The organism is Pseudomonas putida, assembly GCF_028682455.1.
GTDB classification, from domain to species: domain Bacteria; phylum Pseudomonadota; class Gammaproteobacteria; order Pseudomonadales; family Pseudomonadaceae; genus Aquipseudomonas; species Aquipseudomonas putida_AA.
In genome coordinates, this window is the sequence record NZ_JANHLD010000004.1 from 309,280 (window position 1) to 334,786 (window position 25,507).

At 61.0% G+C, this 25,507-nt stretch carries 26 protein-coding genes and 2 pseudogenes; 13 read left to right on the plus strand and 15 right to left on the minus strand.

Annotated elements, in window-relative coordinates:
• The first annotated feature begins 10 nt into the window (after positions 1–10).
• The 6 genes from NPS58_RS24515 to NPS58_RS24540 all read left to right on the plus strand — a co-directional run bounded on the left by NPS58_RS24515 (position 11) and on the right by NPS58_RS24540 (position 6,465).
• Complete coding sequence (locus NPS58_RS24515) at positions 11–487, plus strand: GNAT family N-acetyltransferase (RefSeq protein ID WP_274117839.1); 477 nt, start codon at positions 11–13, stop codon at positions 485–487.
• 76 nt (positions 488–563) lie between these two features.
• The gene (locus tag NPS58_RS24520) at positions 564–1,475 is read left to right on the plus strand and encodes a bestrophin family protein (RefSeq protein ID WP_274117840.1); all 912 of its coding nucleotides are present in this window, start codon (positions 564–566) and stop codon (positions 1,473–1,475) included.
• Positions 1,476–1,587: 112 nt separating this feature from the next.
• Positions 1,588–2,097: a sigma-70 family RNA polymerase sigma factor gene (locus NPS58_RS24525; RefSeq protein WP_274117841.1), complete on the plus strand. Its 510-nt coding sequence runs from the start codon at positions 1,588–1,590 to the stop codon at positions 2,095–2,097.
• Positions 2,094–3,083, plus strand: coding sequence for a FecR domain-containing protein (locus NPS58_RS24530; RefSeq protein ID WP_274117842.1), 990 nt, complete (start codon positions 2,094–2,096; stop codon positions 3,081–3,083). The genes NPS58_RS24525 and NPS58_RS24530 overlap by 4 nt, the downstream gene beginning before the upstream one ends.
• A 114-nt stretch (positions 3,084–3,197) precedes the next feature.
• Positions 3,198–5,741 (plus strand): TonB-dependent siderophore receptor, encoded by a 2,544-nt coding sequence (locus tag NPS58_RS24535; protein WP_274117843.1) that lies wholly within the window; start codon positions 3,198–3,200, stop codon positions 5,739–5,741.
• A gap of 73 nt (positions 5,742–5,814) precedes the next feature.
• Positions 5,815–6,465: a hypothetical protein gene (locus NPS58_RS24540; protein ID WP_274117844.1), complete on the plus strand. Its 651-nt coding sequence runs from the start codon at positions 5,815–5,817 to the stop codon at positions 6,463–6,465.
• Positions 6,466–6,480: 15 nt separating this feature from the next.
• Here the strand turns inward: NPS58_RS24540 and phnE are convergent, their stop codons facing one another.
• Genes phnE through NPS58_RS24560 form a run of 4 tightly spaced genes read right to left on the minus strand, consistent with a single transcriptional unit; the run spans position 6,481 to position 9,714 of the window.
• Entirely contained in the window at positions 6,481–7,248 is a 768-nt protein-coding gene (phnE, locus tag NPS58_RS24545; RefSeq protein ID WP_274117845.1) for a phosphonate ABC transporter, permease protein PhnE, read from the minus strand.
• The gene (locus NPS58_RS24550; protein ID WP_274117846.1) at positions 7,245–8,075 is read right to left on the minus strand and encodes a PhnE/PtxC family ABC transporter permease; all 831 of its coding nucleotides are present in this window, start codon (positions 8,073–8,075) and stop codon (positions 7,245–7,247) included. The genes phnE and NPS58_RS24550 overlap by 4 nt, the downstream gene beginning before the upstream one ends.
• Complete coding sequence (locus tag NPS58_RS24555; RefSeq protein ID WP_274117847.1) at positions 8,069–8,863, minus strand: phosphonate ABC transporter ATP-binding protein; 795 nt, start codon at positions 8,861–8,863, stop codon at positions 8,069–8,071. The genes NPS58_RS24550 and NPS58_RS24555 overlap by 7 nt, the downstream gene beginning before the upstream one ends.
• Positions 8,860–9,714, minus strand: a complete 855-nt coding sequence (locus NPS58_RS24560) for a putative selenate ABC transporter substrate-binding protein (RefSeq protein WP_274117848.1) — start codon at positions 9,712–9,714, stop codon at positions 8,860–8,862. Before NPS58_RS24560 ends, NPS58_RS24555 begins: the two co-directional genes overlap by 4 nt.
• A gap of 122 nt (positions 9,715–9,836) precedes the next feature.
• Between NPS58_RS24560 and selD the strand changes: the two genes are divergently transcribed.
• Positions 9,837–10,871: a selenide, water dikinase SelD gene (gene selD / locus NPS58_RS24565; RefSeq protein ID WP_274117849.1), complete on the plus strand. Its 1,035-nt coding sequence runs from the start codon at positions 9,837–9,839 to the stop codon at positions 10,869–10,871.
• Complete coding sequence (gene mnmH / locus NPS58_RS24570) at positions 10,871–11,974, plus strand: tRNA 2-selenouridine(34) synthase MnmH (RefSeq protein ID WP_274117850.1); 1,104 nt, start codon at positions 10,871–10,873, stop codon at positions 11,972–11,974. Before selD ends, mnmH begins: the two co-directional genes overlap by 1 nt.
• Positions 11,975–11,985: 11 nt before the next feature.
• On the opposite strand, the gene NPS58_RS24575 is transcribed toward mnmH, so the two are convergent.
• Positions 11,986–12,366 (minus strand): lysozyme inhibitor LprI family protein, encoded by a 381-nt coding sequence (locus tag NPS58_RS24575; protein WP_274117851.1) that lies wholly within the window; start codon positions 12,364–12,366, stop codon positions 11,986–11,988.
• Between the two features lie 83 nt (positions 12,367–12,449).
• Positions 12,450–13,355, minus strand: coding sequence for a LysR family transcriptional regulator (locus NPS58_RS24580; protein ID WP_274117852.1), 906 nt, complete (start codon positions 13,353–13,355; stop codon positions 12,450–12,452).
• 89 nt (positions 13,356–13,444) lie between these two features.
• Here NPS58_RS24580 and NPS58_RS24585 point away from each other — a divergent pair, with 89 nt between their 5' ends.
• Entirely contained in the window at positions 13,445–13,924 is a 480-nt protein-coding gene (locus NPS58_RS24585) for a DMT family transporter (RefSeq protein WP_274117853.1), read from the plus strand.
• Here the strand turns inward: NPS58_RS24585 and NPS58_RS24590 are convergent.
• The 3 genes from NPS58_RS24590 to NPS58_RS24600 form a co-directional block, all read right to left on the minus strand.
• Positions 13,921–14,478, minus strand: coding sequence for a hypothetical protein (locus NPS58_RS24590; protein ID WP_425313117.1), 558 nt, complete (start codon positions 14,476–14,478; stop codon positions 13,921–13,923). The genes NPS58_RS24585 and NPS58_RS24590 overlap by 4 nt on opposite strands.
• Positions 14,478–15,038, minus strand: coding sequence for a GNAT family N-acetyltransferase (locus tag NPS58_RS24595; RefSeq protein ID WP_274117854.1), 561 nt, complete (start codon positions 15,036–15,038; stop codon positions 14,478–14,480). Before NPS58_RS24595 ends, NPS58_RS24590 begins: the two co-directional genes overlap by 1 nt.
• A gap of 65 nt (positions 15,039–15,103) precedes the next feature.
• Positions 15,104–15,475, minus strand: coding sequence for a YkgJ family cysteine cluster protein (locus tag NPS58_RS24600; protein WP_274117855.1), 372 nt, complete (start codon positions 15,473–15,475; stop codon positions 15,104–15,106).
• Positions 15,476–15,792: 317 nt separating this feature from the next.
• Here NPS58_RS24600 and tssI point away from each other — a divergent pair.
• From tssI to NPS58_RS24620, 4 genes and pseudogenes are all read left to right on the plus strand, one after another.
• Positions 15,793–16,776 (plus strand): annotated as a pseudogene (gene tssI / locus NPS58_RS24605) (type VI secretion system tip protein TssI/VgrG); the annotation flags it as partial.
• 38 nt (positions 16,777–16,814) lie between these two features.
• The gene (locus tag NPS58_RS24610) at positions 16,815–17,099 is read left to right on the plus strand and encodes a hypothetical protein (protein ID WP_274117856.1); all 285 of its coding nucleotides are present in this window, start codon (positions 16,815–16,817) and stop codon (positions 17,097–17,099) included.
• Entirely contained in the window at positions 17,090–18,031 is a 942-nt protein-coding gene (locus NPS58_RS24615) for a hypothetical protein (RefSeq protein WP_274117857.1), read from the plus strand. The genes NPS58_RS24610 and NPS58_RS24615 overlap by 10 nt, the downstream gene beginning before the upstream one ends.
• 88 nt (positions 18,032–18,119) lie before the next feature.
• Positions 18,120–19,073, plus strand: a complete 954-nt coding sequence (locus NPS58_RS24620; protein ID WP_274117858.1) for a hypothetical protein — start codon at positions 18,120–18,122, stop codon at positions 19,071–19,073.
• A gap of 86 nt (positions 19,074–19,159) precedes the next feature.
• Here the strand turns inward: NPS58_RS24620 and alaC are convergent, their stop codons facing one another.
• From alaC to cyoC, 6 genes and pseudogenes are all read right to left on the minus strand, one after another.
• Positions 19,160–20,356 carry an alanine transaminase gene (alaC, locus tag NPS58_RS24625; RefSeq protein ID WP_274117859.1) on the minus strand — a complete coding sequence of 399 codons (1,197 nt, stop codon included), beginning with the start codon at positions 20,354–20,356 and terminating at the stop codon, positions 19,160–19,162.
• A 101-nt stretch (positions 20,357–20,457) separates the two neighbouring features.
• Complete coding sequence (locus NPS58_RS24630; protein ID WP_274117860.1) at positions 20,458–21,588, minus strand: hypothetical protein; 1,131 nt, start codon at positions 21,586–21,588, stop codon at positions 20,458–20,460.
• A 153-nt stretch (positions 21,589–21,741) separates the two neighbouring features.
• Positions 21,742–23,162, minus strand: a pseudogene (gene ltrA, locus NPS58_RS24635) (group II intron reverse transcriptase/maturase).
• A 482-nt stretch (positions 23,163–23,644) separates the two neighbouring features.
• On the minus strand, positions 23,645–24,532 hold the full coding sequence (gene cyoE / locus NPS58_RS24640; RefSeq protein WP_028942727.1) for a heme o synthase: 888 nt from the start codon (positions 24,530–24,532) through the stop codon (positions 23,645–23,647).
• An 11-nt stretch (positions 24,533–24,543) separates the two neighbouring features.
• The gene (gene cyoD, locus NPS58_RS24645; protein ID WP_105641615.1) at positions 24,544–24,876 is read right to left on the minus strand and encodes a cytochrome o ubiquinol oxidase subunit IV; all 333 of its coding nucleotides are present in this window, start codon (positions 24,874–24,876) and stop codon (positions 24,544–24,546) included.
• Positions 24,877–25,506 (minus strand): cytochrome o ubiquinol oxidase subunit III, encoded by a 630-nt coding sequence (cyoC, locus tag NPS58_RS24650; RefSeq protein WP_274117861.1) that lies wholly within the window; start codon positions 25,504–25,506, stop codon positions 24,877–24,879.
• Between the last annotated feature and the right edge of the window lies 1 nt (position 25,507).

Sequence of the window (25,507 nt, forward strand, 5' to 3'; positions counted from 1 at the left end):
GAGTCGCCCTATGAAACTGAGCCATCGCCCCGTCCAGGACCAGGACATCCCTACCCTCTGCTGTCTTCCCCAAGGTCCGGACGAGCTGTTCTACATGTTTCCCAAGGCACAGTACCCACTGACGCCGGCGCAGATGAGCGAGGCCATTGCCCAGCGCAGCGGCTCCACCGTGGTCGAGGGTGACGGCACGGTGCTGGCCTTTGCCAACTTCTACAAGGCCGAGGTTGGTGGGGTCTGCGCCCTGGGCAATGTGGTGGTGGCGCCTGCCGCTCGCGGTCATGGCGTGGCGCGGTACCTGGTGCAGTGCATGATCGACCTTGCCCGTCGCCAGTTCGAAGCCCGTGAACTCTGGGTATCGTGCTTCAACCACAACACCGCCGGGCTTTTGCTGTACCCCCAGCTGGGATTTGTGCCCTTTGCCATCGAAGAGCGCCTGGGGCCAGGCAACACGCGGGTTGCGCTGGTGCAGATGAAACAAACGCTGTAGCGCATCGATGAACTGCAACGAACCTTGAGCGTGGATCAGCGTCCGATCCCTTGCATTCGCCGCTCAAGGTTTACCTGTGAAAGACGCCATCGCCCGCAAATACCGCCTGATCGTCAAGACTCTCGGCTACGTCGGCTGGTCGCTGTTCTGGCTGCTGATCTGGGATGTACTGGTCACCATCGACTTCATGCTGTTCTTCAACAGCAAGTTCACCCTGCCACTGATGCCGTTGACTCTGCTGGGCTCAGCGCTGGTGGTGCTGGTGAGTTTTCGCAACAGCAGCGCCTACAGCCGCTGGTGGGAAGCACGGACCTTGTGGGGTGGGCTGGTGAACAGCTCCCGCAGCTTCGCTCGCCAGGTGCTGACCCTGATCGACGACCCCTGCGACGGGGTCAACCCGATCAAGGCCACGCTGTTGCGCAGGCACATTGCCTACGTGAATTGCCTGGCCGCCCACCTGCGCGGCGAGCCGTGCCCGGATGAGCTGATGGCCTTCATCCCGCCCGATGAATTCGAGCGTCGCAGCCGCTCCAACAATTTCGCCAATGATATCCTGACCGGCTCCGCAACCTTGCTCACCCGTGAGTACAAGGCCGGGCACCTGGATAGCATTCGCCTGGCACGGCTGGAGTCGACGCTTGTAGACCTGTCCAACAGCCAGGGCGGCATGGAGCGTATCGCCAACACCCCGCTGCCCTACCCCTATGTGTACTTTCCGCGGCTGTTCATTTCACTGTTCTGCCTGATCGTACCGATTGGCCTGGTCGAATCACTGGGCTGGTTCACTCCACTGGCCTCGACGGTAGTGGGCTTCATGTTGCTGGCCATCGAGCGGATCGGTACCGACCTGCAAAGCCCGTTTCGCTTCAGTGAGCATCAGATCCAGATGGATGCGATCTGTGAAACGATCGAGCGCAATCTGGAGTCGATGCAGCGGGATACCCAGGGAGCGGGGGCGCCAGGTAGGAGCGGGCTTGCCCCGCGATAGCGATCCCACTGACGCATCGCCTCGCGGGGCAAGCCCGCTCCTACAGCCATTGCATCTTTCCTGCGGCCACCAGTAACATTGAGAACAATTATCAATAACCATTGGCACGTTCATGGATACGCCCAAGCCTTTGCCGCGGGATGTCGAACACCTGTATCTCGAGTACAACAACTGGTTGCGCAATTGGCTGCGCAAGCGCCTGAGCGAAAGTGCCGATGCCGACGACCTGGCCCAGGACACGTTTGTGCGGGTGATGCGTTCGCGCCAGTCGATCAGCGAACTGCGCCAACCCCTCGCCTACCTGGCCACCATCGCCAACGGCCTGCTGGTCAACCGCTGGCGGCGCCAGGCTGTGGAACGCGCCTACGCCGAGGCGCTGGCAGCGCAACCCGAAGCATTGGCACTGTCTGCCGAAGACCAGTACCTGTTGATCGAAACCCTGGTTGAAGTCGATGCGCTGCTACATGGCCTGGGCCCCAGGGCGCGGGAGATTTTCCTGTTGTCGCAACTCGATGGCCTGACCTACAAGCAAATCGCCGCGCAATTGGACCTGAGTGTCGATCAGGTGCAGAAGTCCATGTGCAAGGCCTTCGCCCTGTGTTACGCCAGCCAGTACGAATGAAAACGGTCCCTGAAAACGCGCCGATCGCCCCTGCCGTCCGCGACCAGGCGATTGCCTGGTTCTCACTGGCCCAATCCGGCGACATGTCCGTCGAGGAACACCAGCAACTGCAGCTTTGGCGTCAGGCCGCCCCGGACCATGAGCGTGCCTGGCAACGCCTGTCAGGCATCCCCTTGCAGTTGCAACAACGCGCCCGGCAGTTGAACAACCCGGTGGCCCGTACCGCCCTGCAGCAAACCCGTACCCCCACCGCCAACCGCCGCCAGTTGCTCAAGGCCTTCGTCGGCTTTGGCCTGATCGGTGCCACGGCCTGGCAATCACGCGACAGCCTCTGGTTGCAAGGTGCGCTCGCCGACTATGCCACCGGGACGGGTGAGCGCAGTCACCACACCCTGGCCGATGGCACGCAGGTCTGGCTCAATACGCGCACGGCGCTGGATGTGCGCTACAGCACCACGCAGCGCCTGCTGGTATTGCGCCAGGGCGAAATCGACATCCTCAGCGACAGCCACAGCGACCCTCGCCCCTTGATGGTACATACCACCGAAGCCCGGTTGCGGGCGCTGGGCACCCGCTTCAACGTGCGCAGCGAACCCAATGGCCATGGCACACTCCTGGCGGTCAGCAGCGGCCAGGTCGCTGCCCGGGCGATGGCCGCAGGTATCGACCAGTTGGTGCCAAGCGGCCAGCAAACCCGCATCGATCAATATGGCGTCGCCACACCTCAGCCACTGGATCAAAGCACGACGGCCTGGATCGATGGTTTTATCGTCGCCCAACGCATGCGCCTGGGCGACTTCATTGCCGAGCTGTCGCGCTATCACGTCGGAGTGTTGCGCTGCGACCCGCAGGTGGCCGGCCTGCAACTCACCGGCTCATTCCCGATCAACAACATCGAGCAGATCTTTGCCCTTCTGGAAAAGAGCCTGCCAGTGCATCTGCAACGGCGCACCCCGTACTGGATCACGGTGACCGCACGGGGCTGAAGCTGCGGTAAAAAATAATTCAAATGAATCGGCAGGTTTCTCATTCTCGTTTGGCTTTAGAGGAAATCCCGCCATCTGCGTGTGGCTCCACTCCTCTGAATACGGAACCTCGTCATGATTTTGCGTCCCCATCCGCTGGCCCGCGCCATCGCCACCACTCGTGCTTCCCGGCTCAGCCTGGCCCTGATCGGCGGTCTGGGCATGAGTAGTCTGGTCGCCACCCAGGCACAGGCGAGCGAAGTGCAACAGCACGCGGGGATCAGCTTCAACATCGCCGCCGGGCCGTTGGACCAGGTGCTCGGCCAGTTCGGGCGCCAGGCCGGCATCGCCTTGTCTACCAATGCCCAGCTCACGACCGGCAAGGTCAGCGCCGGCCTGCAGGGCCGTTATGAGGTAAGCGAGGGCCTGGCCCGCATCCTCGCCGGCAGCGGCTATAGCGCCGAACAGCAAAGCGACGGCAGCTACTTGCTGGTGCGGCACGCCAGCACTGACGGGGCGCTGGAACTGAGCGCAATCACCATCCAGGGCCAGGGCATGGGTGAAGCCACGGAAAACTCCGGCTCGTACACCACCGGCCTGACCAGCGTTGGCTCGAAAACCCCGACCAGCATCAAGGACACCCCGCAATCGGTTTCTGTGATCAGCCAACAGGCCATCGAAGACCTGCGCATGACCAACCTGTCCGATGCCATGAAGCGCACGCCCGGTATAACCGTGAAAAACGGCAACTTCCGACTGCCCAAGTTCGCCTCCCGCGGCTTTGGCATCGACAATATCCAGATTGACGGCGCCGCACCGATGGACATCGGCTCGGGCATCGGCACCTTCTACGGCGACAAGATCTACGACCTGGCCGAATTCGACCACGTCGAGGTACTGCGCGGCTCGGCGGGCCTGCTCGGCGGCACCGGGGACCCGGGCGGCATCATCAACATGGTGCGCAAGCGCCCGATGGACCAGTACCAGCTCAAGCTCAACGCCTCGGCCGGGTCCTGGGACAACTACCGCAGCGAAGTGGACGTCACCGGCCCGCTGGCCTTTGACGGCAAGCTGCGCGGGCGCATGGTCGCCGCCTATACCGACCGCCAGTACTTCATGGATAACCGCAGCACCGAGAAGCCGTTCATCTACGGCATTCTTGAAGCGGACCTGACCGACGCCACCATGATCACCGTCGGCGGCAGCTACGAAAAAACCCACGAGAACGGGGTCGGCGATGGCCTGCCGCGCTACAGCACCGGTGGCGACGTCAAGCTGCCACGCCACTCCTGGTACACCACCAACCAGGCCTACATGGACGGCTACGCCAAGGAGCTGTTCGCCAAGATCGACCATTATTTCAACGATGACTGGAAGCTCAATACCTCCTACACCTACGCCTACGACAATGCCGACACCGAAGGTGTGATTCCCTACGGCTCGGTGGATGAGACCACCAACACCGGCCCCTACTGGTGGGGCAGCTATGTATCGTCGTGGAGCAAGCAGTCGGTATTCGACGTCAACCTCTCGGGCACTTTCGACGCCTTTGGCCGCGCGCATGAATTGCTGGTGGGCGCCGACTACCAGAAAGTCACCAGCCGCTGGCGCGCGGCGCGGGGCATGGTCGGCAAAGGCGGCCTGATCAACCTCTGGGATCCGCAGTCGACTCCGCTGACCTCGGACGCCTCTGACCATGACTACTGGCGCGACTACAGCCCCAACACCCGTGAACAATATGGCCTGTACTCGACCCTGCGCCTGCAGATCACCGACCCATTGAAACTGATCATCGGTGCCCGTGCCCAGCGCTACAAATACGAGCAGGCCTACCAGACCAAGACCGACGACGTGTGGACCTACGAATCGGAAATCAACCATCGCGAACCGACCAAGGTGGTGCCTTACGGCGGCCTGATCTACGCCCTCGACGATGAGTGGTCGGCCTATGCCAGCTACGCCGAAGTGTTCAAGCCCCAGGCCCAGAAACTCAAAGGCCCGGAGGGCAACAGCTCGGCCGTAGAAGCCATGACCGGCAAGACCTACGAGACAGGTATCAAGGGAGAACTGTTCGGCGGGGCACTAAACCTGACCACCGCCCTGTTCTATACCAAGCGTGAACATGAAGCGATGCAGGATCCGGCCTACCCCCAGGCACCGTTCAGCTACAGCGGCTCGTGCTGCTTCATCGGCCAGGGCGAGGTGATCAGCAAAGGCATCGACATCGAGGCTACGGGTGAGGTACTTCCGGGGCTGGAAGTGATCGCCGGCTACACCCTGAACCTGATGGACAACCGCACCGAAGAGAGCGACTACACCAGCATCACGCCCAAGCACTTGTTCAAGCTCTGGTCGGTGTACACCCTGCCCAACGAGTGGTCGGCCTGGCGCCTGGGCGGTGGCGTGAACATCCAGAGCAGCAACTATGTGAAAGGCACTGCCTACAACTTTGATGCGGCGGGCAACGTGATCAACGAAAAGCCTTATGACTTCACTCAGAGCGGTTACGCGGTGTACGACGCCATGGTCGAATACAAGGTCGACGAGCACTGGACGGTGGCCGTCAACGGCAACAACCTGTTCGACCGCCGTTACTACGCCACAGTGGGTACTTCGGAGTACGGCAACTACTACGGTGAGCCACGCAATTTCATGCTGACGGTGCGCGGCGCGTTCTGACCAGGCCCGCTCCTACAGGCTTTGCAATTTCGGCCGTTAACCTTGGGGTAAGCCACTTTACCGCGAGGTTTTGATGTTCAAGCAATGGAGCGAAATGCTGCGGCTCTACAAAAGCAGCAGACCCAAGTACTGGCGCGCCATCCTGAAAAACCCACTGGCCCTTCACTTGCTGCCGTCCTGGCTTGCTGTGCTGGGCCTGGTGACAAGCCTTCTTTATCGGGAATCGCTGGGGCTGCTCGCTCTGACAGTTTGCCTCTGCATGTTCACTTGGGCACTCCTGCTTGCACGAGAGTTCTTTGTCGGCCACTACTTTCGCGACTACTACGAGCGCCACACCATCATTGACCAACCCTTCCTGCAAAGAGACAACTACCTGCATTACGCTCACTTTCTCGATGCACTCGAACGCACAGGTATCGAGGCCGGCCAAGTCTCCAGAATGGCGGAATTTGGCAAGGTGGCAGCCCCCCCGTATATACCGTTGAACTTGATGCAGAACACACTGTTCGTCTGGATGATGACTTCCGCTTCCGCCCTCGCTGTGGAATGGGTCAAGGGGACAAGCTTGTGGGGATTTAGCAAAGGCGATTTAGTGATGGCGTTGGCGATGTATCTCACACTACTTCTTTGGATGGTGCTGAGTACCATCAGCGAATTCAGGCAACGCAGGGGGCGGCTGGCACGTTACCTGGAATGGGCTATCCATGACCTCGGGCAGCCTTGAGGCTGCCCGGTCTGGTTACGCACGAACGAAGCGTTGCCGGAGCAGGTCGCTCAAGGCATCCACCAACAGCACCAGCAACAGCATGACGATGATCACGGTACTGGCCTGGGCTTCCTGGAACAGGCTCAGGGTGGTGTAGAGCATCTGACCGAGGCCCCCCGCCCCCACGAAACCCAGCACGCTGGCCATGCGGATGTTGTTCTCCCAGCGGTACAGGCTGTAGGCCAGCAACTGCGGCCAGAGGTTGGGCAAGGTGCCAAAGCAGAACGCCGTGACCTGGCTGCCACCCTGCAGGCGAATGGCGGCGGCGGGTTCGGGCGGGGCGTTTTCCAGGGCTTCGGCAAACAGGCGACCCAGCACGCCCGAGGTGTGCAAGGCCAGCGCCAGGGTGCCGGCATTCGGGCCCAGGCCGGCGGCCAGGACCGTGAGCGCCGCCCAGACCAGCTCGGGAATCGCCCGCAAGCCATTGAGCAGCAAACGCGCAGTCCCCTGCAGCGGCCAACCGAAACGCCCCGCAGCCGGCAACGCCAGCAACATGCCAAGGACCACCGCGAGCAAGGTGCCAAGGCCCGACATGGCCAGGGTTTCCAAGGCCCCCTTGCCCACTGCCCGCAGGTGTTCAGGGCTCAGGTCGGGGCTCAGAAAACGCACGGCATAGGCGCCCATCTGGCCCAGGCCGCCATTGCCGAACAGCGCCTGCAGATCAAGGCTCAGGTAGGCGAACGAGGCGACCACTGCAGCCACCAGCGCAACAACCAGCGAGGCGTTGATCAACCGTCTCATGCCAGCCTCCCGCGCAACAACCGGCTGAGCTGATCCGCCAGCCACACCAGCACCAGGAAGGCCAGCAACATGCTCGCCACCTCGGCGCCGGCGAACATGCGCATCGACAGGTCGATCTGCTGGCCCAGGCCGCCGGCCCCGACAAAACCCATCACCACCGAGGCGCGAATCGCGCATTCCCAGCGATACACCGTGTAAGAGACCAGCTCCGCCGCCGCATCCGGCAGGATGCCGTAGAAAAACGCACTCAGGCGACTGCTGCCTGCCTGCAAAAGGGCATGGGCAGGCCGCTGGTTGACCGATTCGAAGATCTCCGCATACACCTTGCCGAGCATGCCGCTGTAGGTAATCGCAATGGCCAGCACCCCGGCGGTGGGGCCAAGGCCCACGGCGCGCACGAACAGCAATGCCCAGACGATCTCCGGCACGCTGCGCAAAAAGATCAACAGGCCGCGCACCGGCAAGCGTACCGTCCGCGACCAGAATCCCAGGCGACCGCCACGGGAGGCTGCGCCCATGGACAACGCACGGCTGGCCAGCAGGCTCGCGGGGATCGCCAGCAGCAGCGCCAGGGCCATCCCCGCCGTGGCCACGGCCAGGGTTTGCAAGGTAGCTTCCACCAACAGCTCCAGAAACGCAGGATCGTGGGCAGGCGGCCAGAAGGCGCTGACGAAATTGCCCATTTCGCGACGGTTGTCGGCCTGCAGCAACACGCCAGGATTGAGCTCACTGAGGTTGATACCCGGCCACAGCAAGGCAATCGCCAGAAAGGCCAGCAACAGCCGAGGCAGCGCTGCCGGATCGCGATTGTCGGCCGCCTTCAGCATCGTGGAATCTGCAGGGTCAAGGTTGGCAGCGGCAATACCGGCGAGGCCAGGTGCTCATTGGCGTACAAGGCATCAAGCATGTCGCTTGAAACTTCAGAGGCAGGCCGGTCAAATGCCACCCGCCCTTCGCGAATGCCGATCACCCGGGGAAAATGCGCCAGCGCCAGGTCCACGGCATGCAGGCTGGCAACCAGGGTCACGCCGCGCACCTGCGCGTGGTTGTTGAGTATTTTCAGGCTATGGTCGGCCAGTACCGGGTCCATTGCCGACACCGGCTCGTCCGCCAGCAGCAACTGCGGTTGCTGGTACAGCGCCCGGGCAATGCCGACCCGCTGTAGCTGCCCACCGGAGAGTTGCCCACATTGGGCAAAGATCTTGTCGGCCATGCCCAGGCTGGTCAACACCTCCCGCACCCCGGGAATATCCGAAGGGTGCAGCAGGTTGAGCAACCCACGCAGGGTGCTCCACTGCCCCAAGCGCCCAGCCAGTACCGCCGTCACCACCCGCTGGCGCGGGGGCAACGGTGGTGCCTGGTGAACCAGGGCGATGCGTGACCGCAACCGCTGGCGGGCCGAGGCCGACAGGCGCCACGGCGCCTCACCCAGCAGCTCGACGCTGCCGGTAGTGGGCGCGATGGCGCTGGCAAGCAACTGCAACAGGCTGGACTTGCCGGCACCCGACGGGCCGATGATCGCCACCCGCTCGCCGCTGCCGATCTGCACATCGATTTCATGCAGCGCCTGAACCTGGCCGTGGCGCAGGCTGGCGCTTTTCAGCGCAATGGTCACTTGAGCAGCTCAGCAGCGCGAGCAGCCTCCTCGATGCCCTTGTAGTTGTCCGGGCTGGTCTCGATGAAGCGGCTGGCCGCCTGCAGGTCGAGGATCGCCTTGTCTTGCGGCTTGGCAGGATCGAGGGCGAGGAAGGCTTGCTTGATCTTTTCTTTCAGGGCTGGGTCGAGGCTGCCGCGCACGGTCCAGTTGTAGTCGTAGTAGCTTGGGGTGGTGGCGAACACCTTGACCTTGTTGGTGTCGACCTTGCCCGACGCGACCAGTTTGTCCCAGACGCTGGCATTGAGCACACCGGCATCGACCTTGCCGGCCTGTACCCAGGCGGCGGTGGCGTCGTGGGCACCCGAGTAGGCCACGCGGCTGAAGTAGCTCTCAGGCTTGATGTTGTCGTCCTTGAGCATGAAGTAGCGCGGCATCAGGCTGCCGGAGGTGGACGAGATCGAACCGAACGCAAAGGTCTTGCCCTTCAGGTCGGCCAGGCTCTTGATGTCGGGGTTGGCGGTGATGAACTTGCTGGTGAACTTGGCATCCTGTTCCCGCTGTACCAGCGGGGTCGCAGTCGGGCTCTTCAGGTGCACCTGAACGAAGGTGAAGCCGCCCAGCCAGGCCATGTCCAGACGGTCGGTCGCCAGCGCTTCAACGACTGCCGGGTAGTCGGCCACCGGGACGAACTGCACCTTCATGCCCAGTTGCCGCTCCAGGTACTCGCCCAGCGGCTTGAACTTGCGCAGCAGTTCGGTGGGGGCCTCGTCAGGGATGGCACTGACACGCAGGGTATCGGCCGCCTGGGCCAGGTAGGAAGTGCAGGACAGCACGAGGCCGGCGAACAGCGCCAGGGGACGTTTGAGCATGGGGGTTCTCCGGTTCAATAGCGGGGAATGAGCCAGCATCAGGCCAGCTCCGGAATTATAAGAGGCATCGGCGCAAAGACCAGCTTTGCTACAATCGGCCTTCACGATTTTTCGAGGTGCGTATGAGCGAGCCGATTCGTCTGACCCAGTACAGCCACGGTGCCGGTTGTGGCTGCAAGATCTCTCCGAAGATGCTGGAGGTGATTCTTGCCGAAAGCGGTACCCAGGCGCTGGACCCGAACCTCTGGGTGGGCAATGCCTCGCGCGACGACGCGGCAGTCTACGCGCTGGACGAGGAACGCGGTGTGGTTTCGACCACCGATTTCTTCATGCCCATCGTCGACGACCCCTATGACTTTGGCCGTATCGCCGCCACCAATGCCATCAGCGATATCTACGCGATGGGTGGCGATCCGCTGATGGCCATTGCCATTCTTGGCTGGCCGATCAATGTGCTGGCCCCGGAAGTGGCCCGCGAAGTGATTCGCGGCGGTCGTGCCGTGTGTGCCGAGGCCGGTATTCCCCTGGCCGGCGGGCACTCCATCGATGCCCCCGAGCCGATCTTCGGCCTGGCCGTAACCGGCGTCGTGCAAAAGCGCCACATGAAACGCAATGACACCGCCACCGTAGGCTGCCGCCTGTACCTGACCAAGCCGCTGGGCATCGGCATCCTCACCACCGCCGAGAAAAAAGCCAAGCTGCGCGACCAGGACAAGGGCCTGGCCCGCGACTGGATGTGCACCCTCAATACCCCCGGCAGCCGCTTCGGCAAGCTCGATGGCGTCAAGGCCATGACCGACGTCACCGGCTTCGGCCTGCTCGGTCACCTGGTGGAACTGGCCGACGGCAGCGGCCTGAGCGCACGCCTGACCTACAGCGCCGTACCTCGCCTGCCGAGCGTCGAGCACTACCTGGCCGAAGGCTGCGTACCAGGCGGAACCCTGCGCAACTTCGACAGTTACGGCGAAAAGATCGCGCCGCTGAGCGATGAACAGAAGCACCTGCTGTGCGACCCGCAAACCAGCGGTGGCCTGCTGGTGGCGGTAACGCCTGAAGGTGAAGCCCAATTCCTTGCCGTCGCCACCGAACTGGGCTTGAACCTGGCCCCGATCGGCGAGTTGGTCGAGCGACAGAGCCATGCGGTTGAGGTGCTGTAATGCGTGACAACACCACCGACTACCGCCAGCTGTTCTTGAACGATGTACCGATGATGGACATGCGCGCCCCGGTCGAATTCGGCAAGGGCGCGTTCCCCGCCGCGATCAACCTGCCGCTGATGAACGACCTGGAGCGGCAGAAGGTCGGCACCTGCTACAAGCAGCACGGCCAGCAGGCCGCCATCACCCTGGGTCACCAACTGGTCAGCGGCCAGACCAAGGACGAACGTATTGCCGCCTGGTCTGCGTTTGCCCAGGCCAACCCGCAAGGCTACCTCTACTGTTTTCGCGGCGGCCTGCGCTCGCAGATCGCCCAGCAATGGCTCAAGGAAGAAGCCGGCATCGCCTACCCTAAGGTAGTCGGCGGCTACAAGGCCATGCGTAACTTCCTGTTCGAGACCACCCAGAGCGCTGTGGCCGAATGCGATTTCGTACTGGTTGGCGGCCTCACCGGCACCGGCAAGACCGAAGTGCTGCAAGTGCTGGACAACGCCCTGGACCTGGAAGGCCACGCCAACCACCGGGGCTCGAGCTTCGGCAAGCGCGCCACCGCGCAGCCTGCACAGATCGACTTCGAAAACCGCCTGGCCATCGACGTGCTGAAAAAGCGTGCCCGGGGTATCGAGCAGTTCGTGCTTGAAGACGAGGGCCGTATCGTCGGCAGTTGCTCGTTGCCGCTGGAGTTGTACCAGGGCATGCAGCAGTATCCACTGGTGTGGCTGGAGGACAGCTTCGACAACCGCGTCGAGCGCATTCTGGGCGACTACGTGACCAACCTGTGCGCCGAGTTCGTCGCCCTGCACGGTGATGAGCAAGGCTTCCCGCTGTTCGCCGAGCGCCTGAACCAGAGCATGAGCAACATCCTCAAGCGCCTGGGTGGTGAGCGCTACCAGCGTCTGTCGGCCCTCTTGCAACAAGCCCTCGACGAGCAGCAGCGCAGCGGCGACGTGGCCTTGCACCGCGCCTGGATCAGCGGACTGCTCAGCGAATACTACGACCCGATGTACGCCTACCACCGTGACAGCAAGGCCGGTCGCATCGAGTTTTCCGGCAATCACGTCGAGGTGCGCGAGTACCTGCGTGCCCGCGCCGCCCGCCACTGACAGACCCGCCCTCAGGGCCCGAGCAGGTTCTGCAACTCGTCTGCCCGGTCCTTGGTCATCGACAGCACGCACCCTGCACCATTGAGCTGGTCGATGGTGCCGCCGGTAAGGCCGAAGTACAGGCCGCAATTGGCATCGCGGTACTTGATCCACAAGCGCTGCACGTCGCGCAGCTTGCCTTGCTGCTCGGCCTCAAGGCTTGCCATGGCGGCTTTGTAGGCGGCGTTGAGGCGAGTGTCCTGACGCTTGATCTCGGCGCCGTTGCAGTCGCTCATGGCCAGCGTGGTCTGGGCGGTGTCCATGCATTGACTGTAGGCGGCCGAGTAGTCGTCCTTGGCGATCGCGAAGGGGGCCATGGCGCTGAGCAGGGCAATGGCCAGCAGGGGCTTCATCGAGGGAACTCCTTGTAACTGGTTGGGCCCGCCACAATAGCCGAATTTCCACCCGTAGGCGCGGGCTGACCCAGCGAAGCTATCTATCGCGGGGCCAGCCCGCGCCTACAGGCTTCGCGCAGCCATTGGTGGGCGGCATCGCCGTCGCGGCGCTGGTGCCAGGCCTGCTGGAAGGCAAATGCCTTGATCGGCAACGGCGGCTCGAAGCGGCGCAGGCGCGGGTCCAACTTGCCAGTGTCCAGGCTGCGCTGCGCCACGGTGAGGATCAGGTCCGTGCCGGCGATCACCTCCTGGGCGGCCGCCCAATGTGGCAGCGCCAGGGCAACCCGGCGTTGGGCACCGATGGCCCCCAGGGCCAGGTCGATCTCGTTGTCGATCCCCGGTCTCACCGCCACCAGCACATGCGGCCGCGCCAGCCAGTCCTCCAGTGCCAAGCCACCCCGCGCCGGCAGTACGCTACGGTCACCCACACAGGTGAAGCGCTCCTCGAACAGGGTCTCGACCCGAAGCTCGGCCGACAATTGCGGGAACACCCCCAGCGCAAGGTCCGCCTCGCCGTCGAACAAGTGCCCCAGCATCGCCTCGCGGCTGCCCTGGATGACCACCAGGTCGATCCCCGGTGCTTGCTGCCTCAACACCTTCATCAACCCCGGCAACACCACCCGGGCGCCGTAGTCAGACATCGCCAGGCGAAAGGTCCGCCGCGCCTTTCCGGGGTCGAACCCGGGACTGGCAATCAGCCCGTCGAGCTGAGCCAGTGCCTGTTGCAGGGGTTCGATCAACGCTTGGGCGCGGGCCGTGGCCTGCAAGCGGCCGCCCCGGCGCACCAGCAACGGGTCTCCGAACAATTCGCGCAATTGCGCCAGGGCATGGCTGACCGCCGGCTGGCTGCGATGCAGGCGTAACGCGGCGCGGGATACGTGTTGCTCGACCAGCAGGGCATGCAGCGTGAGCAGCAGGTTCAGATCAATACGGCGCAGATCATCCATCAGGCGAATAGCTCCTGTGCAGCATTCGAATTTCCATTACTCACATGAATACCCAAGACTTTACCAAGCCACTTACAAGGAGTCTTGCCATGAACCTGTCTTTTGCCCCCGCCGCCCTGCTGCCTTTGGTCATTGCCCTGCTGGCGGGGGCCGCCGTGCCCTTCCAGGCCGGCAGTAACGCAGCCCTGGGGCGCTTGCTCGGCCACCCGCTGTGGGCGTCGCTGGTGTCTCTTGGGGTCAGTGTGCTGATGGTGATTCCGGCGCTACTGGTGCTGCGTGCACCCTTGCCACAGCTCGGCGCGCTGGCCCAGGCACCGTGGTGGGCCTGGCTAGGCGGCGTGGCCGGGGTGGCCTATATCACTGCGGCGCTGATGCTTACGCCACGCCTGGGCGCTGCCGGCTTTATCGTTTGTGTGATCGCCGGCCAGGTGCTGTCTTCGTTGCTGATCGATCAATGGGGCTTGATGGGCCTGCCCGAACGCCCGGTCAATGCCGTGCGTCTGGCGGGCGTGGGCTTGATCGTCGTGGGCATGCTGGTGGTGCAGTGGGGCACCTCGACGTCACGCTAGATGGCATTGGGATGGGAGGGTTGCACATAGGGCGGCGGTGCCAGGGCCCGGTCGATTTCGAACCTGAGGCTAGGCGCCTGTATCGCGAAGTGGATCACCAGCCCCAATACCACCGCCAGGACGGCATCGAGCCAGTGCCAGCCGGGTATCGCCAGGCCGTGGCGCGCCGTGCGGCACCACCAGGCCTGGCCCAGGCAAAACCCGAGGATCGACAACAGCCACAGGTAGAAGCCCGGGGCAAAATGCTCCAGGGCCAGGAAGTCATAACTACGGTTGTCTGGCACGCGTTCAATGCCAAGGCTGGTCAAGGCAAGCACCAGGGCGCCCCCACCCAGCAGCAACGACAGCCAACGCCAGCGCCGATGCAGCAGGATCGCCAATCCCAGCAACGGGTTGGCGAACCAGCCATACATGCCGAAAACAATACCCCAGGGGCCATACAACAACGCTTGCAACGCATGCAGGCGGCCCTCGCCACTGAGGTACATGGCGTTGAAGCCCAGGCAGGATAAAAACAGCAGCAGCGTAATCGAGATGTAGCGACCCGCGATCATCACGCATTCTGCTCAAGCAAAAGCCCGTAGAGTCCTGAGTCGGACACCTCCCCGCCCACGCACCAACGCTGGCGCAGGGTACCTTCCAAGATAAACCCCAGGCGCTCCAGGGTACGCGCCGACGCACTGTTGCGCGGATCGATCTCGGCCTCGAGGCGGCGCAATTTCAGGCCCTCGCCCAGATACCGGACAAAGTGCTCCAGCGCCTCTGCCATAAAGCCCTGCCCTTGGGCATCGCTGGCCAGGCAATAGCCGATTTCACCCCGGCGCGACTCGGCCTCAAGGTGAAAGCATTGGCACATGCCAATCAGCTTGTCGTTGTCGCGACGGTAGATCCCGAGCTTGAACACTTGCCCGTCGGCATAGGCCTGGCGGTCGATCACCAGGGCCGCTTGCGCCTCGGCCAGCCCATGCCAGGGAGCGTGGTTCCAGAACCGCATGACCTGCGGGTCAGCCATGATCGCAAACCAGGCAGCGGCATCGTCGCTGCCCATGGGGCGCAACTGCAAGCGTGGGGTTTGCAAGCGAAGGTCCTGGGCGAAGGCATGAGGGTGCGACACGGGTAGAACTCCTGTTCTGGCCGAAGAGCCGCACAGTGTACCCCAGCCTCATCGCGATTCGGCCCTCAGGCGACCTCGGCCCCTTCATCCGGCCAGATCGGCTCGTTGGCTTCCAGCGGTGGCAGGCCATAAGCCGCACGCGCGGCATCGCAACTGGGGTTGGCATTGCCATCGACCCAGGCCGCCTCGAACTCACGGCAAGGGGTGGAGCGTTTCTCGTAAAGGGAGCAACTCACCCCTTTACCAATTTCACCCTCAAGGCCGATACAACGGCACGGTTTGCTGTCGGTACCGATCATCGCCACACGGGTGGGGTTGATCTGAACCACCAGGTCGTCGGGCACCACACCACCTGCCGACTCGCACTCGCCCCAGAAGAAAGACACACGGAAATACCCGCAGCAGGCGCCGCAGTTCAAGCAAGGATTTTCGGACATGATGAGAAAAGACGGGGGGGCAGATTATCGTTATTGGGAGGAAACCCGACGCCATTCTATGCTTCGTAAGCGCTTTGAGAAGGGGGCAGACGCAGAAAAATATTGCGCCTGACGGGCGGCTGATTGCGCCGCCTCACTTGACGCATCACGCCTAAGGGTCAACACCCTGAAATAACGAAAATTCGCACTATTTAGCAGGATTATTCCTGCATCAATTCATACACCGCCTGACTACCGTGCCCTGAAAATTGAGTTAGCCCAGGCGCGATGGCTTGTGCATCGCCTTTTGCCGTCCCTTTCAGCTTAAGGATAAGTGTATGTTCGCGTCGGCCAATGCTGCGCATTTCGAGATAATGATTCCCACGGTGCGCAATGATTTCAAGGTTCTCGCTTTTGACGGTACCGAAACCATTAGCCAGCTGTATGCGATCAACGTCGAGCTGGTCAGCGAGTACTCCAACCTCGATCTTGAAAGGCTGCTCTGCCAGCCAGCGTATCTACGCTTTGGCCTCAACGGCGAAGGGCTTCACGGTCGTATCGAAGATGTTCGGGTGGCTGAGTCCGGTAAACGCCTGACCCGTTTCCAGCTGACCTTGGTGCCAGCGCTGCACTATTTACAGTTCAGCCACAACCCGCGGATTTTCCAGCAACTGACCGTGCCGCAGATCGTGGCCCAGGTACTCCAGGGGCAGGGTATCCAGGCCGATGCTTATGCCTTCCATGTCAGCCCTAGACCTGTGCGCGAATACTGCACTCAATATTTTGAGAACGACTACGAACTGATCCAAAGGCTGTGCAGTGAAGAAGGCATTGCCTGGCACCACCAGCACAGTCCAGATAGCCACTTACTGGTATTCACCGACGACCAGACGTTTTTCCCCAAGCTCGGCTCAACGCCGTATCAGCAAGACAGCGGCCTGGTGGCGGAACATCCAGTGGTCTGCCAGTTTTCCCAACGTTTCAGCACCCGCACCAGCACGGTCACGCGCCGTGCCTATGACTTCCAGCGGCCCAGCCTGTTGCTGGAGCGCCAGCTCACCGCCGAGTTCAGTCCTGCGCTTGAGGACTACGACTACCCGGCACCGATCGAAACGGAACGACTCGGCCGACAACGTGCCCGCCGGGCGTTAGAGCGCCATCGCAACGACTACCTACTGGCTGGGGGTAAAAGTGATCAGCCGAGCCTGCGCAGTGGTCACTTCTTCGACCTCACCGAACACCCGCGCAAGCAGTGCAACGACCGATGGTTACTGCTCAGCGTGACCCACGAAGGCAAACAGCCGCAGGTGCTCGAGAAGTCACCTCCACGTACCTGATGCTGAATTTGCCAGGGGATAACGTGTCGCTGACCGACGCCATGATTCATTTCACCGGCCAGGAAGTGTGGGGCGACACGCTCGGGTACTACGACGACCAAATCAAAAAGGTCGAATGGACAGGTAATGACTTCGCTCGACATAGTGGTACCCGAATTCCCGTTCCAGCGGGCATCACCCCTTATCGCCGGGTTTACCATGAAGACGGTGTTAGAGACTTGCGGCGTATAGAAGGCCAATTAATTTACTCTCCACGCGAAGGGTTGATGCTGCCTGCGGTGAACATCATGGAGCGAGCATGGATATGACTACGCCGGAACAACCAGAAAACAGCCCTGTGTCCACAGTAATACTTGAGGCGAACAAATCGACGGGAGAACAGCCGATGGAGTTGTTTGTCGTCGATGAGCACACCGAGAACTATTTGACTATTCAAGCAGGCGGAGACTTTGATCGAGGCATGCTGACAGGAATATTAGGTGGATCTGCTGGGATAGGGGGGATAGGACTGGGGCTGTTCAGCTTTATGCAAAGTGGAGATCTTGAAGGGCTGAATATAATGCTTGCCATATGTATTCCTTTGTGTGGTATTCCTTTTCTTTGGGAAGCCCTACGCCCCCTACCCCTCCCTATCCTGTTCAACCGCCGCACCCGCGAAGTGTACTTCGATCACGACGGCGAATTATTCCATGCTCCATGGGATAGCATTTTCGCCATCGCTAATGAATTCCAGATAGTTGGCCCGCAAATAGGCAGCATTCAAAATGCTTCACTGGAGATCAAGGTGTGGAAGTTCGAAGAGCCCGAGACAGCGCTGATGGTCAGCCTTGGGGCGCCGTTCGGAAAATCACTGGCGCTACAAAAAGGCTTTTGGGAATACATCCGTGCCTATATGAACAACGGCCCCTACTTCGACGAACACGGAAATCACAGTGAATCCGATGCCTTTGTAAAAAGCCAACTGGCCGTGCGCCCAAAAATGAGCGACAGCTTCAAAAGAACACGAGAAGAAATAAAGCAGGCGAAGCGAGAAGCGGGCGGCAATAACTACTTGACCGGCCACCATGTTATAAAACTAATACTTGGCCCTATGTTCTACCCTCAGGATCGACTCGAGGAATTCACCTACAGCATTGCCAAACGCCGCTCTCGCAACCTTTGGCCGAGCCTTGTTACTGAGCGCTTGACAGCCAATGGCCCCACCACACGTCTTGTTGACCTGGAGAGTGAGCGCCATTGAGCACGATGCTGGAAGTTTCGCGGCGCATCGAGGGGCAGTTTATCTATTACCCATGTGAACTACCTGTGGTGAACAGCACGGAACGGGCATGGATATGACTACACCAGAACAACCACACAATAACCCTGCGTCCCCAGTGATACTTGAGGCGAACAAATCGACGGGAGAACAGCCAATGGAGTTGTTTGTCGTCGATGAGCACACCGAGAACTATTTGACCATTCAAGCGGGCGGAGACTTTGGTCGAGGCATGCTGACAGGCGCATTGGCTGGATTTGGGGGGATAGGGGGAGTAGGACTGGGGCTGCTCAGCTTTATGCAAAGTGGAGATCTTGAAGGACTTAATATAATGCTTGCCATATGTATTCCTTTGTGTGGCATTCCTTTTCTTTGGGAAGCCCTACGTCCCCTACCCCTCCCTATCCTGTTCAACCGCCGCACCCGCGAAGTGTATTTCGATCACGACGGCGAATTATTCCATGCTCCGTGGGATAGCATTTTCGCCATTGCCAATGAATTCCAGATAGTTGGCCCGCAAATCGGTAGCATTCAAAATGCGTCACTGGAGATAAAGGTGTGGAAGTTCGAAGAGCCTGAGACAGCGCTGATGGTCAGCCTTGGGGCGCCGTTCGGAAAATCACTGGCGCTACAAAAAGGCTTTTGGGAATACATCCGTGCCTATATGAACAACGGCCCCTATTTCGACGAACACGGGAATCACAGTGAATCCGATGCCTTTGTAAAAAGCCAACTGGCCGTGCGCCCAAAAATGAGCGACAGCTTCAAAAGAACGCGAGAAGAAATAAAGCAGGCGAAGCGAGAAGCCGGCAGCAATAACTACTTGACCGGCCACCATGTTATAAAACTAATACTTGAGCCTATGTTTTACCCCATGCATCGAATCGAGGAATTCACCTACAGCATTGCCAAACGCCGCTCCCGCAACCTTTGGCCGAGCCTTGTTACTGAGCGCTTGAAAGCCAATGGTCCCACCACACGCCTTGTTGATCTGGAGAGTGAGAACATTCGACTGAGCAGCTAGAGGCTGTCGCCGCTGCTCGTGATTCCGCTGGATCGAAACAGCCCACCCCCACAGAGTTCAGGAGCGGGCTTGCCCCGCGTTTTTTGTTACTGCTGCTTGCGGAACATCTGGCGAATACCCCGTACTGCCTGGCGAATACGGTCCTGGTTCTCGATCAGGGCGAAGCGCACATGGTCGTCGCCGTAATCACCAAAGCCGATGCCCGGCGACACGCAGACCTTGGCTTCAGCCAGCAACTTTTTGGAAAACTCGAGCGACCCCAGGTGCGCATACTGCTCGGGGATCTTCGCCCAGACATACATCGACGCCTTGGGATTCTCGACCATCCAGCCCAGTTCATGCAGGCCCTTGACCAGTACGTTGCGGCGCTGGCGGTACTGCTCGGCGATATCGAGCACGCACTGCTGGTCCCCTTCAAGGGCAGCAATGGCGGCCACCTGCAGCGGGGTGAAGGTACCGTAGTCGTGGTAACTCTTGATCCGCGCCAGGGCGCTGACCAGCTCCGGGTTACCGACCATGAAACCGATACGCCAGCCGGCCATGTTGTAGCTCTTGGACAGGGTGAAGAACTCCACCGCGATGTCCTTGGCGCCTGGCACCTGCATGATCGAAGGCGCTTTCCAGCCGTCGTAGACGATATCGGCATAGGCCAGGTCGTGGATCACCAGCACGTCGTACTGCTTGGCCAGGGCCACCACGCGCTCGAAGAAGTCCAGCTCGACACACTGCGCCGTCGGGTTGGAGGGGAAGCCCAGGATCATCATCTTCGGCTTGGGGATCGACTCGCGAATCGCCCGCTCAAGCTCGTTGAAGAAGTCCACGCCCGGCACCAGCGGCACCGAACGCACCTGGGCCCCGGCAATTACCGCACCGTAGATATGAATCGGGTAGCTGGGGTTGGGTACCAGCACCGTATCGCCATGATCCAGGGTGGCGAGCATCAGGTGCGCCAGGCCTTCCTTGGACCCAATGGTGACAATGGCTTCGCTTTCCGGGTCGATATCGACCTCGTAGCGATCCTTGTACCAGCGTGAAATGGCCCGGCGCAGGCGTGGAATACCGCGGGACGTCGAGTAGCCATGGGTGTCTTCGCGCTGGGCGACCTGCACCAGTTTTTCAACGATGTGCGGCGGCGTGGCCCCGTCGGGGTTGCCCATGCTCAGGTCGATGATGTCCTCGCCACGACGGCGCGCGGCCATCTTGAGTTCGGCGGTGATGTTGAAGACGTAGGGGGGGAGACGATCGATGCGCGCAAAGCGGCGCGGCGAACCTTGGTCAGCCATGGCTTCCTCGAAGACGTAAGCGCCCGGAACCGTCCGAGCGACGTTGGCCACTGCGGTGGCCGGAGCGAACAATAGAGCCTGGGCGGGGCGCTTGTCCAGCCTCAGCGTATGTCTTTGTAGGCCTGCGAACTCCACCCGACAGGCGCCGCCAGGCCGCTGTCAGGCTGGAACATCGCCCCCGATACCCTGGAGAACGCCGCCCCTTCGGCGCCAATCGAAACACAACGCTCACTCTCCTGCGACTCGGTAATCACGGTGTAGGAGTGATCGCGCATCGCCCGATACTCGCTGTCATCCCTCGCCATCGCGTGATGGTAGGCCTGCAATTCGCGTTCGGTCAGCTCTAGCCTGTTGCCCAGCTGTACACCCCAGCGCGTCAGGCAGACCTCTGCGAAGTGACGCACGATCAGGCCGGGCTCAAGCAACGCCTTGCCCTGGCTCGTGCCATCGGCCGACGCATTGCCTACCAGGGTCGCGTGGCGACCAGGCAAAGGATAGAGATGGCATCGCGTGCTGGGGTGGGTTCTGGGTATCACACAGGAAAAGCCCCTGGAACGCTCATCGCGGGCATAGAACCCGACGTACTGCTTGACGTTTGCCCCCAACTGCACCCGGTGCGCCTGGAAGTTCAGCAGCCCCGGCACCGGGTCGACGGCAAAGATGTTGATCGGCAGCGCCTTGAGGTCACTGTCGTTGAGCATGGCGTTGGCCAGCATGTGACAGCTCACCCCTCCCCGACTCCAGCCGACGAGATTGACCTGGCTGGGCAACGGGCCATCGGTTCGAAACGTCTTGATGATCTGCTCCTGCAGTTGCTGGGGCGTGACCCGGCGCTGTCCGAAGTCATAGGTACGCCAGAACCAGGAGCCGGTCTCCCTGACATCCTCGATCGGGATGCCCGCCGCCTTGAGTCGATCGTACTCGTGCTCGCTCAAGGCCTTGCGCTGCCAATTACAGTGCCCCTTGATGATGTGCAGCGCATGATCGACGTTCTGCTCCCAGCCGCTGCCGAACAGGGTACCCATCAGGCCGTAGTGGTTGGCGGCGATGAACAGCTCATCGACTTGCAGGTTGCCGCTGCCCGGCCCGTCGATGACCACCCAGTGGGCGAACTCCCGGCCTTGCTCGTTACCGGCCAGGGTCGAGACCAGCTCGCCGTTCCAGTAGCTGGGATTGGCGATATCGAAACGATGCGAGCCCGTGCCGCAGAAATAGACAGTGAAAGTACTCATGGCGTGATTCCCACAGATGGATGGCCGATCACGCTAATCGGCAACCCCCGCCGGGTTCAGAGGGTAGCCATACCGTCTACAAATCGAGTAGGAGGCGGATTCACACCCGCCGTCCTCTCACACCACCGTGCGTACGGTTCCGTACACGGCGGTTCAGGTTACGCGGCTAAGCCGGTTAATCGTATCCAGTATCGAGACCAGCCCGAGCCGGTCCCACAGTTTCTTTGGCAGCGCGTAGTTCATATGTTGCGCTCCCGAATTCCACCATGGACCTCGGCCATTGAAGGCTGACTTGTTGGCACGCTCCTCGCTCAACCCCAGGCGCATCAAGTTTCTCAGCCTCGTGGGAGGCTGCTTCCATTGACGCCAGATGACGCAGCGGAGTTTGTGCCTGACCCAACCATCCAGTTCCTCAAGCGGCCGCTTGCTCTGGCTGAGCTTGAAGTAGCTAGCCCAGCCTCTCAGGACGGGGTTGATCCGCTCGATGACAGTCGCCATTTTGCGAGCCCGTACGCTGCGCAGCAGCATTCTGAGCCGGTCGCGTAAGCGGTCTAGGCTCATCCTTGCCACGCGCAGCCTTGGCTGCTGGTGCCAGCTTATCCCATAGCCTAGGTAGTCGCACTTCCACGCCCTTGCCACTTGGCTTTTCTTCCTGTTCACCGTCAGCTTCAGACGTTCTCTCAGGAAGCGCTCGACGCTGACCAACACCCGTTCGCCGGCCCGGGGACTGCGTACATAGATGTTCGCATCATCGGCATAACGTACGAAGCGATGGCCCCGTCGCTCCAGCTCGCGGTCGAGTTCGTCGAGCAGGATGTTCGACAGCAACGGCGAAAGCGGGCCGCCTTGCGGCGTCCCCTCCTGCCGTGGGCTGACGACACCGCCCGACATGATCCCGGCTTCAAGGTAGCGGCGGATAAGCCTGAGTACGCACTTGTCTTTGATCCGACGTTCGATGCAGGCCATGAGGATGTCGTGATTGACCCGATCGAAAAACTTCTCCAGATCGAGTTCCACGCACCAGCGGTGTCCCGCTGTCACATGAGCACGAGCCATCTCGATGGCTTGATGCGTACTTCTGCCCGGACGAAAACCATAGCTGTAGTCCGAGAACAGTGGGTCGAAGATAGGTGTGAGCTGCTGCTGCAGTGCTTGCTGGATCAGGCGATCCACGACGCTGGGGATTCCCAGTTGCCGTGTGCCGCCCTGCGGCTTGGGAATTTCAACCGCTCGCACTGCTTGGGGCTGGTATTCACCGGCCAGTAACCTGGCCTTGAGGGTTGGCCAATACTGTCTCACGTAGCCCGCCAAGTCAGCAACCGTCATGCCATCGGCACCCGGTGCTCCTTGTTGCTGACCACGCGTTGATACGCACGTCTGAGGTTGGCCGGTGCAAGCACCCGCTCCATCAGCGTGTCCGGCTCCGCGTTCGTCCACGTCACGGACGCCGTCGATACCTTTGCACTGTCAGGCGTCACCCTCGGCTTCTGGCCGGAGCTCGGGATGACAGTTTCCGCTGTGGGAAATTTCTGCATTACGGTTACCAACGAGACGGCGACGCCTACTGGCGGCATAACCTGTTCGGCCCTTGGTGGCGCGGTTAACCGCCACTTACTACGGCTTCGGCTGACTTCTGCACGCTCATCCCGTCGCCTTTCGACGCGCGGTAGCACAATGGCAAACGTACAGATCTCCCAGGGTAATTCGCGCGACCTTCCTGCTTATGCCTGTCGGATCTACGTCACAGCGTTCCGTGCAAGTATTGGGCTTTGGCGATTTGTGCCACCTCACCCCGCTGTGCCGCCTCTATCCGCTTCCTGTTCGTCAGGCCAGCATTTTGCCTCGGGCTTCCTTCAGATTCGCGGTCACCCGCGACACCCTTGCCTCCGGCTAACACTTCCCCTTGCCGGGTGTGTAGAGGACTTTCACCTCCAAGTCACCCGCTTGGCCACCACAGCCAAGCGGGTTGCGCTTACGCGCAACGCGCCATGCCTGGCGCACACAAAAACGCCCCGTGCTCTGCAGCACGGGGCGTTCTTGTTTACCCGCAATGAGATCAGTGCGCGTAGGTCAGCAGCAGCTCGGTCGGCACCTTGGTGTCCAGCGACATCATCACGCTCAGGGCAGTGATGGTGAAGATCGAGAACACGAACAGCTTGCGCGCCCAGAGCCGGTCATCCACGGCCTTGTAGCCGGTCCAGGCCATGTACAACCAGTACATGCCCATGGCGGCGGCGACGGCCATGTAGCTCATGCCGGCGTAACCACCGATGGTCAGCATCAGGGTTGCCGCCAGGAAGGCCACGATGTACCAGAGGATGTGCTTCTTGGCGACCAGGATGCCACGCTTGACCGGCAGGACCGGAATCGAGGCAGCCAGGTAGTCATTGAAGCGGAAGATCGCAATGGCATAGGAATGCGGCATCTGCCAGAGGCTGAACATCACCAGCAGGGTCAGCGCAGCCAGGTCGAAGGTGTTGCTCACGGCGCAGTAGCCGATCACCGGAGGCATGGCACCGGACAGGCTGCCAACCAGGGTGCCGTGCACCGATTTACGCTTCAGGTACAGGCTGTAGAAACCCACGTAGATGACGAAGCCGATCAGGCCGAACAGCGCAGCCAGGGCGTTGGCCTGCACATACAGCAGGCCAAGCCCGGCCACCCCGAGCAGGGTGGCGTAGGCCAGCGCGACTTTCAGCGAGATCTGGCCCTGAACCATTGCACGGTTCTTGGTGCGCTCCATCTTGATGTCGATGTCACGGTCGATGCAGTTGTTGAACACGCAACCGGACGCCACCACCAGCGAAGTGCCAATCACCGTGGCCAGGAACAGCATGAAGTCGACATGCCCTTGCGCGGCAAGGAAAAAACCGCCTGCCACAGAAAGCACGTTACCGAAAATGATCCCCGGTTTGGTGATTTGGATAAAGTGCTTAATGGACATGCCGTCTTACCTCACTTCGCCATCATGCTGGTGTGGATGCTGAACATGATCCACAGCGACAGGCCAACCAACAGTGCAATGACCATTGCCGTGAACAGGAAGGCGCTGACGTTCTCACGCTGCTCTTTCGAGCGGTCCAGGTGCAGGAAGTAGTACAGGTGCACCACGATCTGGATCGCGGCGAATGCCACCACGATCAGCACGGTCATGTCTTTAGGCAGGCTTGGGAACATCACCAGGCCGAAAGGAATGGCCGTCAGGATCACCGACAGGATGAAGCCGATTGCGTAGGACTTCACGCTACCGTGGTTGCCCTCGGCGTGGCTGTTATGTGCGTTAGCCATTTACAGAACCCCCAGCAGATACACAACGGTGAACACGCAGATCCAGACCACGTCCAGGAAGTGCCAGAACAGGCTCAGACAGCTCATGCGGGTCTTGGCGGTACCGGTGATACCGTGCTTGTTGATCTGGTACATCATCACAGCCATCCAGATCAGACCCGCGGTCACGTGCAGACCGTGGGTGCCGACCAGGGCAAAGAAGCCCGACAGGAAGCCGCTGCGCTGTGGGCCGAAGCCTGCAGCGATCAGGTGATGGAACTCATAGACTTCCATCGCGATGAAGCCTGCACCGAGCAGGAAGGTCACTGCCAACCAGCCCAGTACGCCGCCCTTGTTGCCTTTGTACATCTGCAGCATGGCGAAGCCGAAGGTGATACTGGAGAACAGCAGCAGCGCAGTCTCGGCCAGTACGAAGTTCAGCTCGAAGATGTCGTGACCCGACGGGCCGCCGGCAAAGTTGCCGGACAGCACCGCGTAAGCTGCGAAGAGCGACGCAAACAGGATGCAGTCGGTCATCAGGTACAGCCAGAAACCGTAGACGGTCATCTGGCCCGAGTCGTGGTGGTGGTCATCGTGCCCATGGTCGTGACCATGAGCATGAGTATCAGCGTTGATTACATGACTGGACATT

Bases quoted from the DNA above. Each gene is read 5' to 3' on its own strand.
- NPS58_RS24515 (WP_274117839.1), top strand. From the start codon at position 11: ATGAAACTGAGCCATCGCCCCGTCCAGGACCAGGACATCCCTACCCTC.
- NPS58_RS24525 (WP_274117841.1), top strand. From the start codon at position 1,588: ATGGATACGCCCAAGCCTTTGCCGCGGGATGTCGAACACCTGTATCTC.
- NPS58_RS24530 (WP_274117842.1), top strand. From the start codon at position 2,094: ATGAAAACGGTCCCTGAAAACGCGCCGATCGCCCCTGCCGTCCGCGAC.
- NPS58_RS24535 (WP_274117843.1), top strand. From the start codon at position 3,198: ATGATTTTGCGTCCCCATCCGCTGGCCCGCGCCATCGCCACCACTCGT.
- NPS58_RS24540 (WP_274117844.1), top strand. From the start codon at position 5,815: ATGTTCAAGCAATGGAGCGAAATGCTGCGGCTCTACAAAAGCAGCAGA.
- phnE (WP_274117845.1), bottom strand. From the start codon at position 7,248: ATGAGACGGTTGATCAACGCCTCGCTGGTTGTTGCGCTGGTGGCTGCA.
- NPS58_RS24550 (WP_274117846.1), bottom strand. From the start codon at position 8,075: ATGCTGAAGGCGGCCGACAATCGCGATCCGGCAGCGCTGCCTCGGCTG.
- NPS58_RS24560 (WP_274117848.1), bottom strand. From the start codon at position 9,714: ATGCTCAAACGTCCCCTGGCGCTGTTCGCCGGCCTCGTGCTGTCCTGC.
- selD (WP_274117849.1), top strand. From the start codon at position 9,837: ATGAGCGAGCCGATTCGTCTGACCCAGTACAGCCACGGTGCCGGTTGT.
- mnmH (WP_274117850.1), top strand. From the start codon at position 10,871: ATGCGTGACAACACCACCGACTACCGCCAGCTGTTCTTGAACGATGTA.
- NPS58_RS24575 (WP_274117851.1), bottom strand. From the start codon at position 12,366: ATGAAGCCCCTGCTGGCCATTGCCCTGCTCAGCGCCATGGCCCCCTTC.
- NPS58_RS24580 (WP_274117852.1), bottom strand. From the start codon at position 13,355: ATGGATGATCTGCGCCGTATTGATCTGAACCTGCTGCTCACGCTGCAT.
- NPS58_RS24585 (WP_274117853.1), top strand. From the start codon at position 13,445: ATGAACCTGTCTTTTGCCCCCGCCGCCCTGCTGCCTTTGGTCATTGCC.
- NPS58_RS24590 (WP_425313117.1), bottom strand. From the start codon at position 14,478: ATGATCGCGGGTCGCTACATCTCGATTACGCTGCTGCTGTTTTTATCC.
- NPS58_RS24600 (WP_274117855.1), bottom strand. From the start codon at position 15,475: ATGTCCGAAAATCCTTGCTTGAACTGCGGCGCCTGCTGCGGGTATTTC.
- NPS58_RS24615 (WP_274117857.1), top strand. From the start codon at position 17,090: ATGGATATGACTACGCCGGAACAACCAGAAAACAGCCCTGTGTCCACA.
- NPS58_RS24620 (WP_274117858.1), top strand. From the start codon at position 18,120: ATGGATATGACTACACCAGAACAACCACACAATAACCCTGCGTCCCCA.
- alaC (WP_274117859.1), bottom strand. From the start codon at position 20,356: ATGGCTGACCAAGGTTCGCCGCGCCGCTTTGCGCGCATCGATCGTCTC.
- NPS58_RS24630 (WP_274117860.1), bottom strand. From the start codon at position 21,588: ATGAGTACTTTCACTGTCTATTTCTGCGGCACGGGCTCGCATCGTTTC.
- cyoE (WP_028942727.1), bottom strand. From the start codon at position 24,532: ATGTCCATTAAGCACTTTATCCAAATCACCAAACCGGGGATCATTTTC.
- cyoD (WP_105641615.1), bottom strand. From the start codon at position 24,876: ATGGCTAACGCACATAACAGCCACGCCGAGGGCAACCACGGTAGCGTG.
- cyoC (WP_274117861.1), bottom strand. From the start codon at position 25,506: ATGTCCAGTCATGTAATCAACGCTGATACTCATGCTCATGGTCACGAC.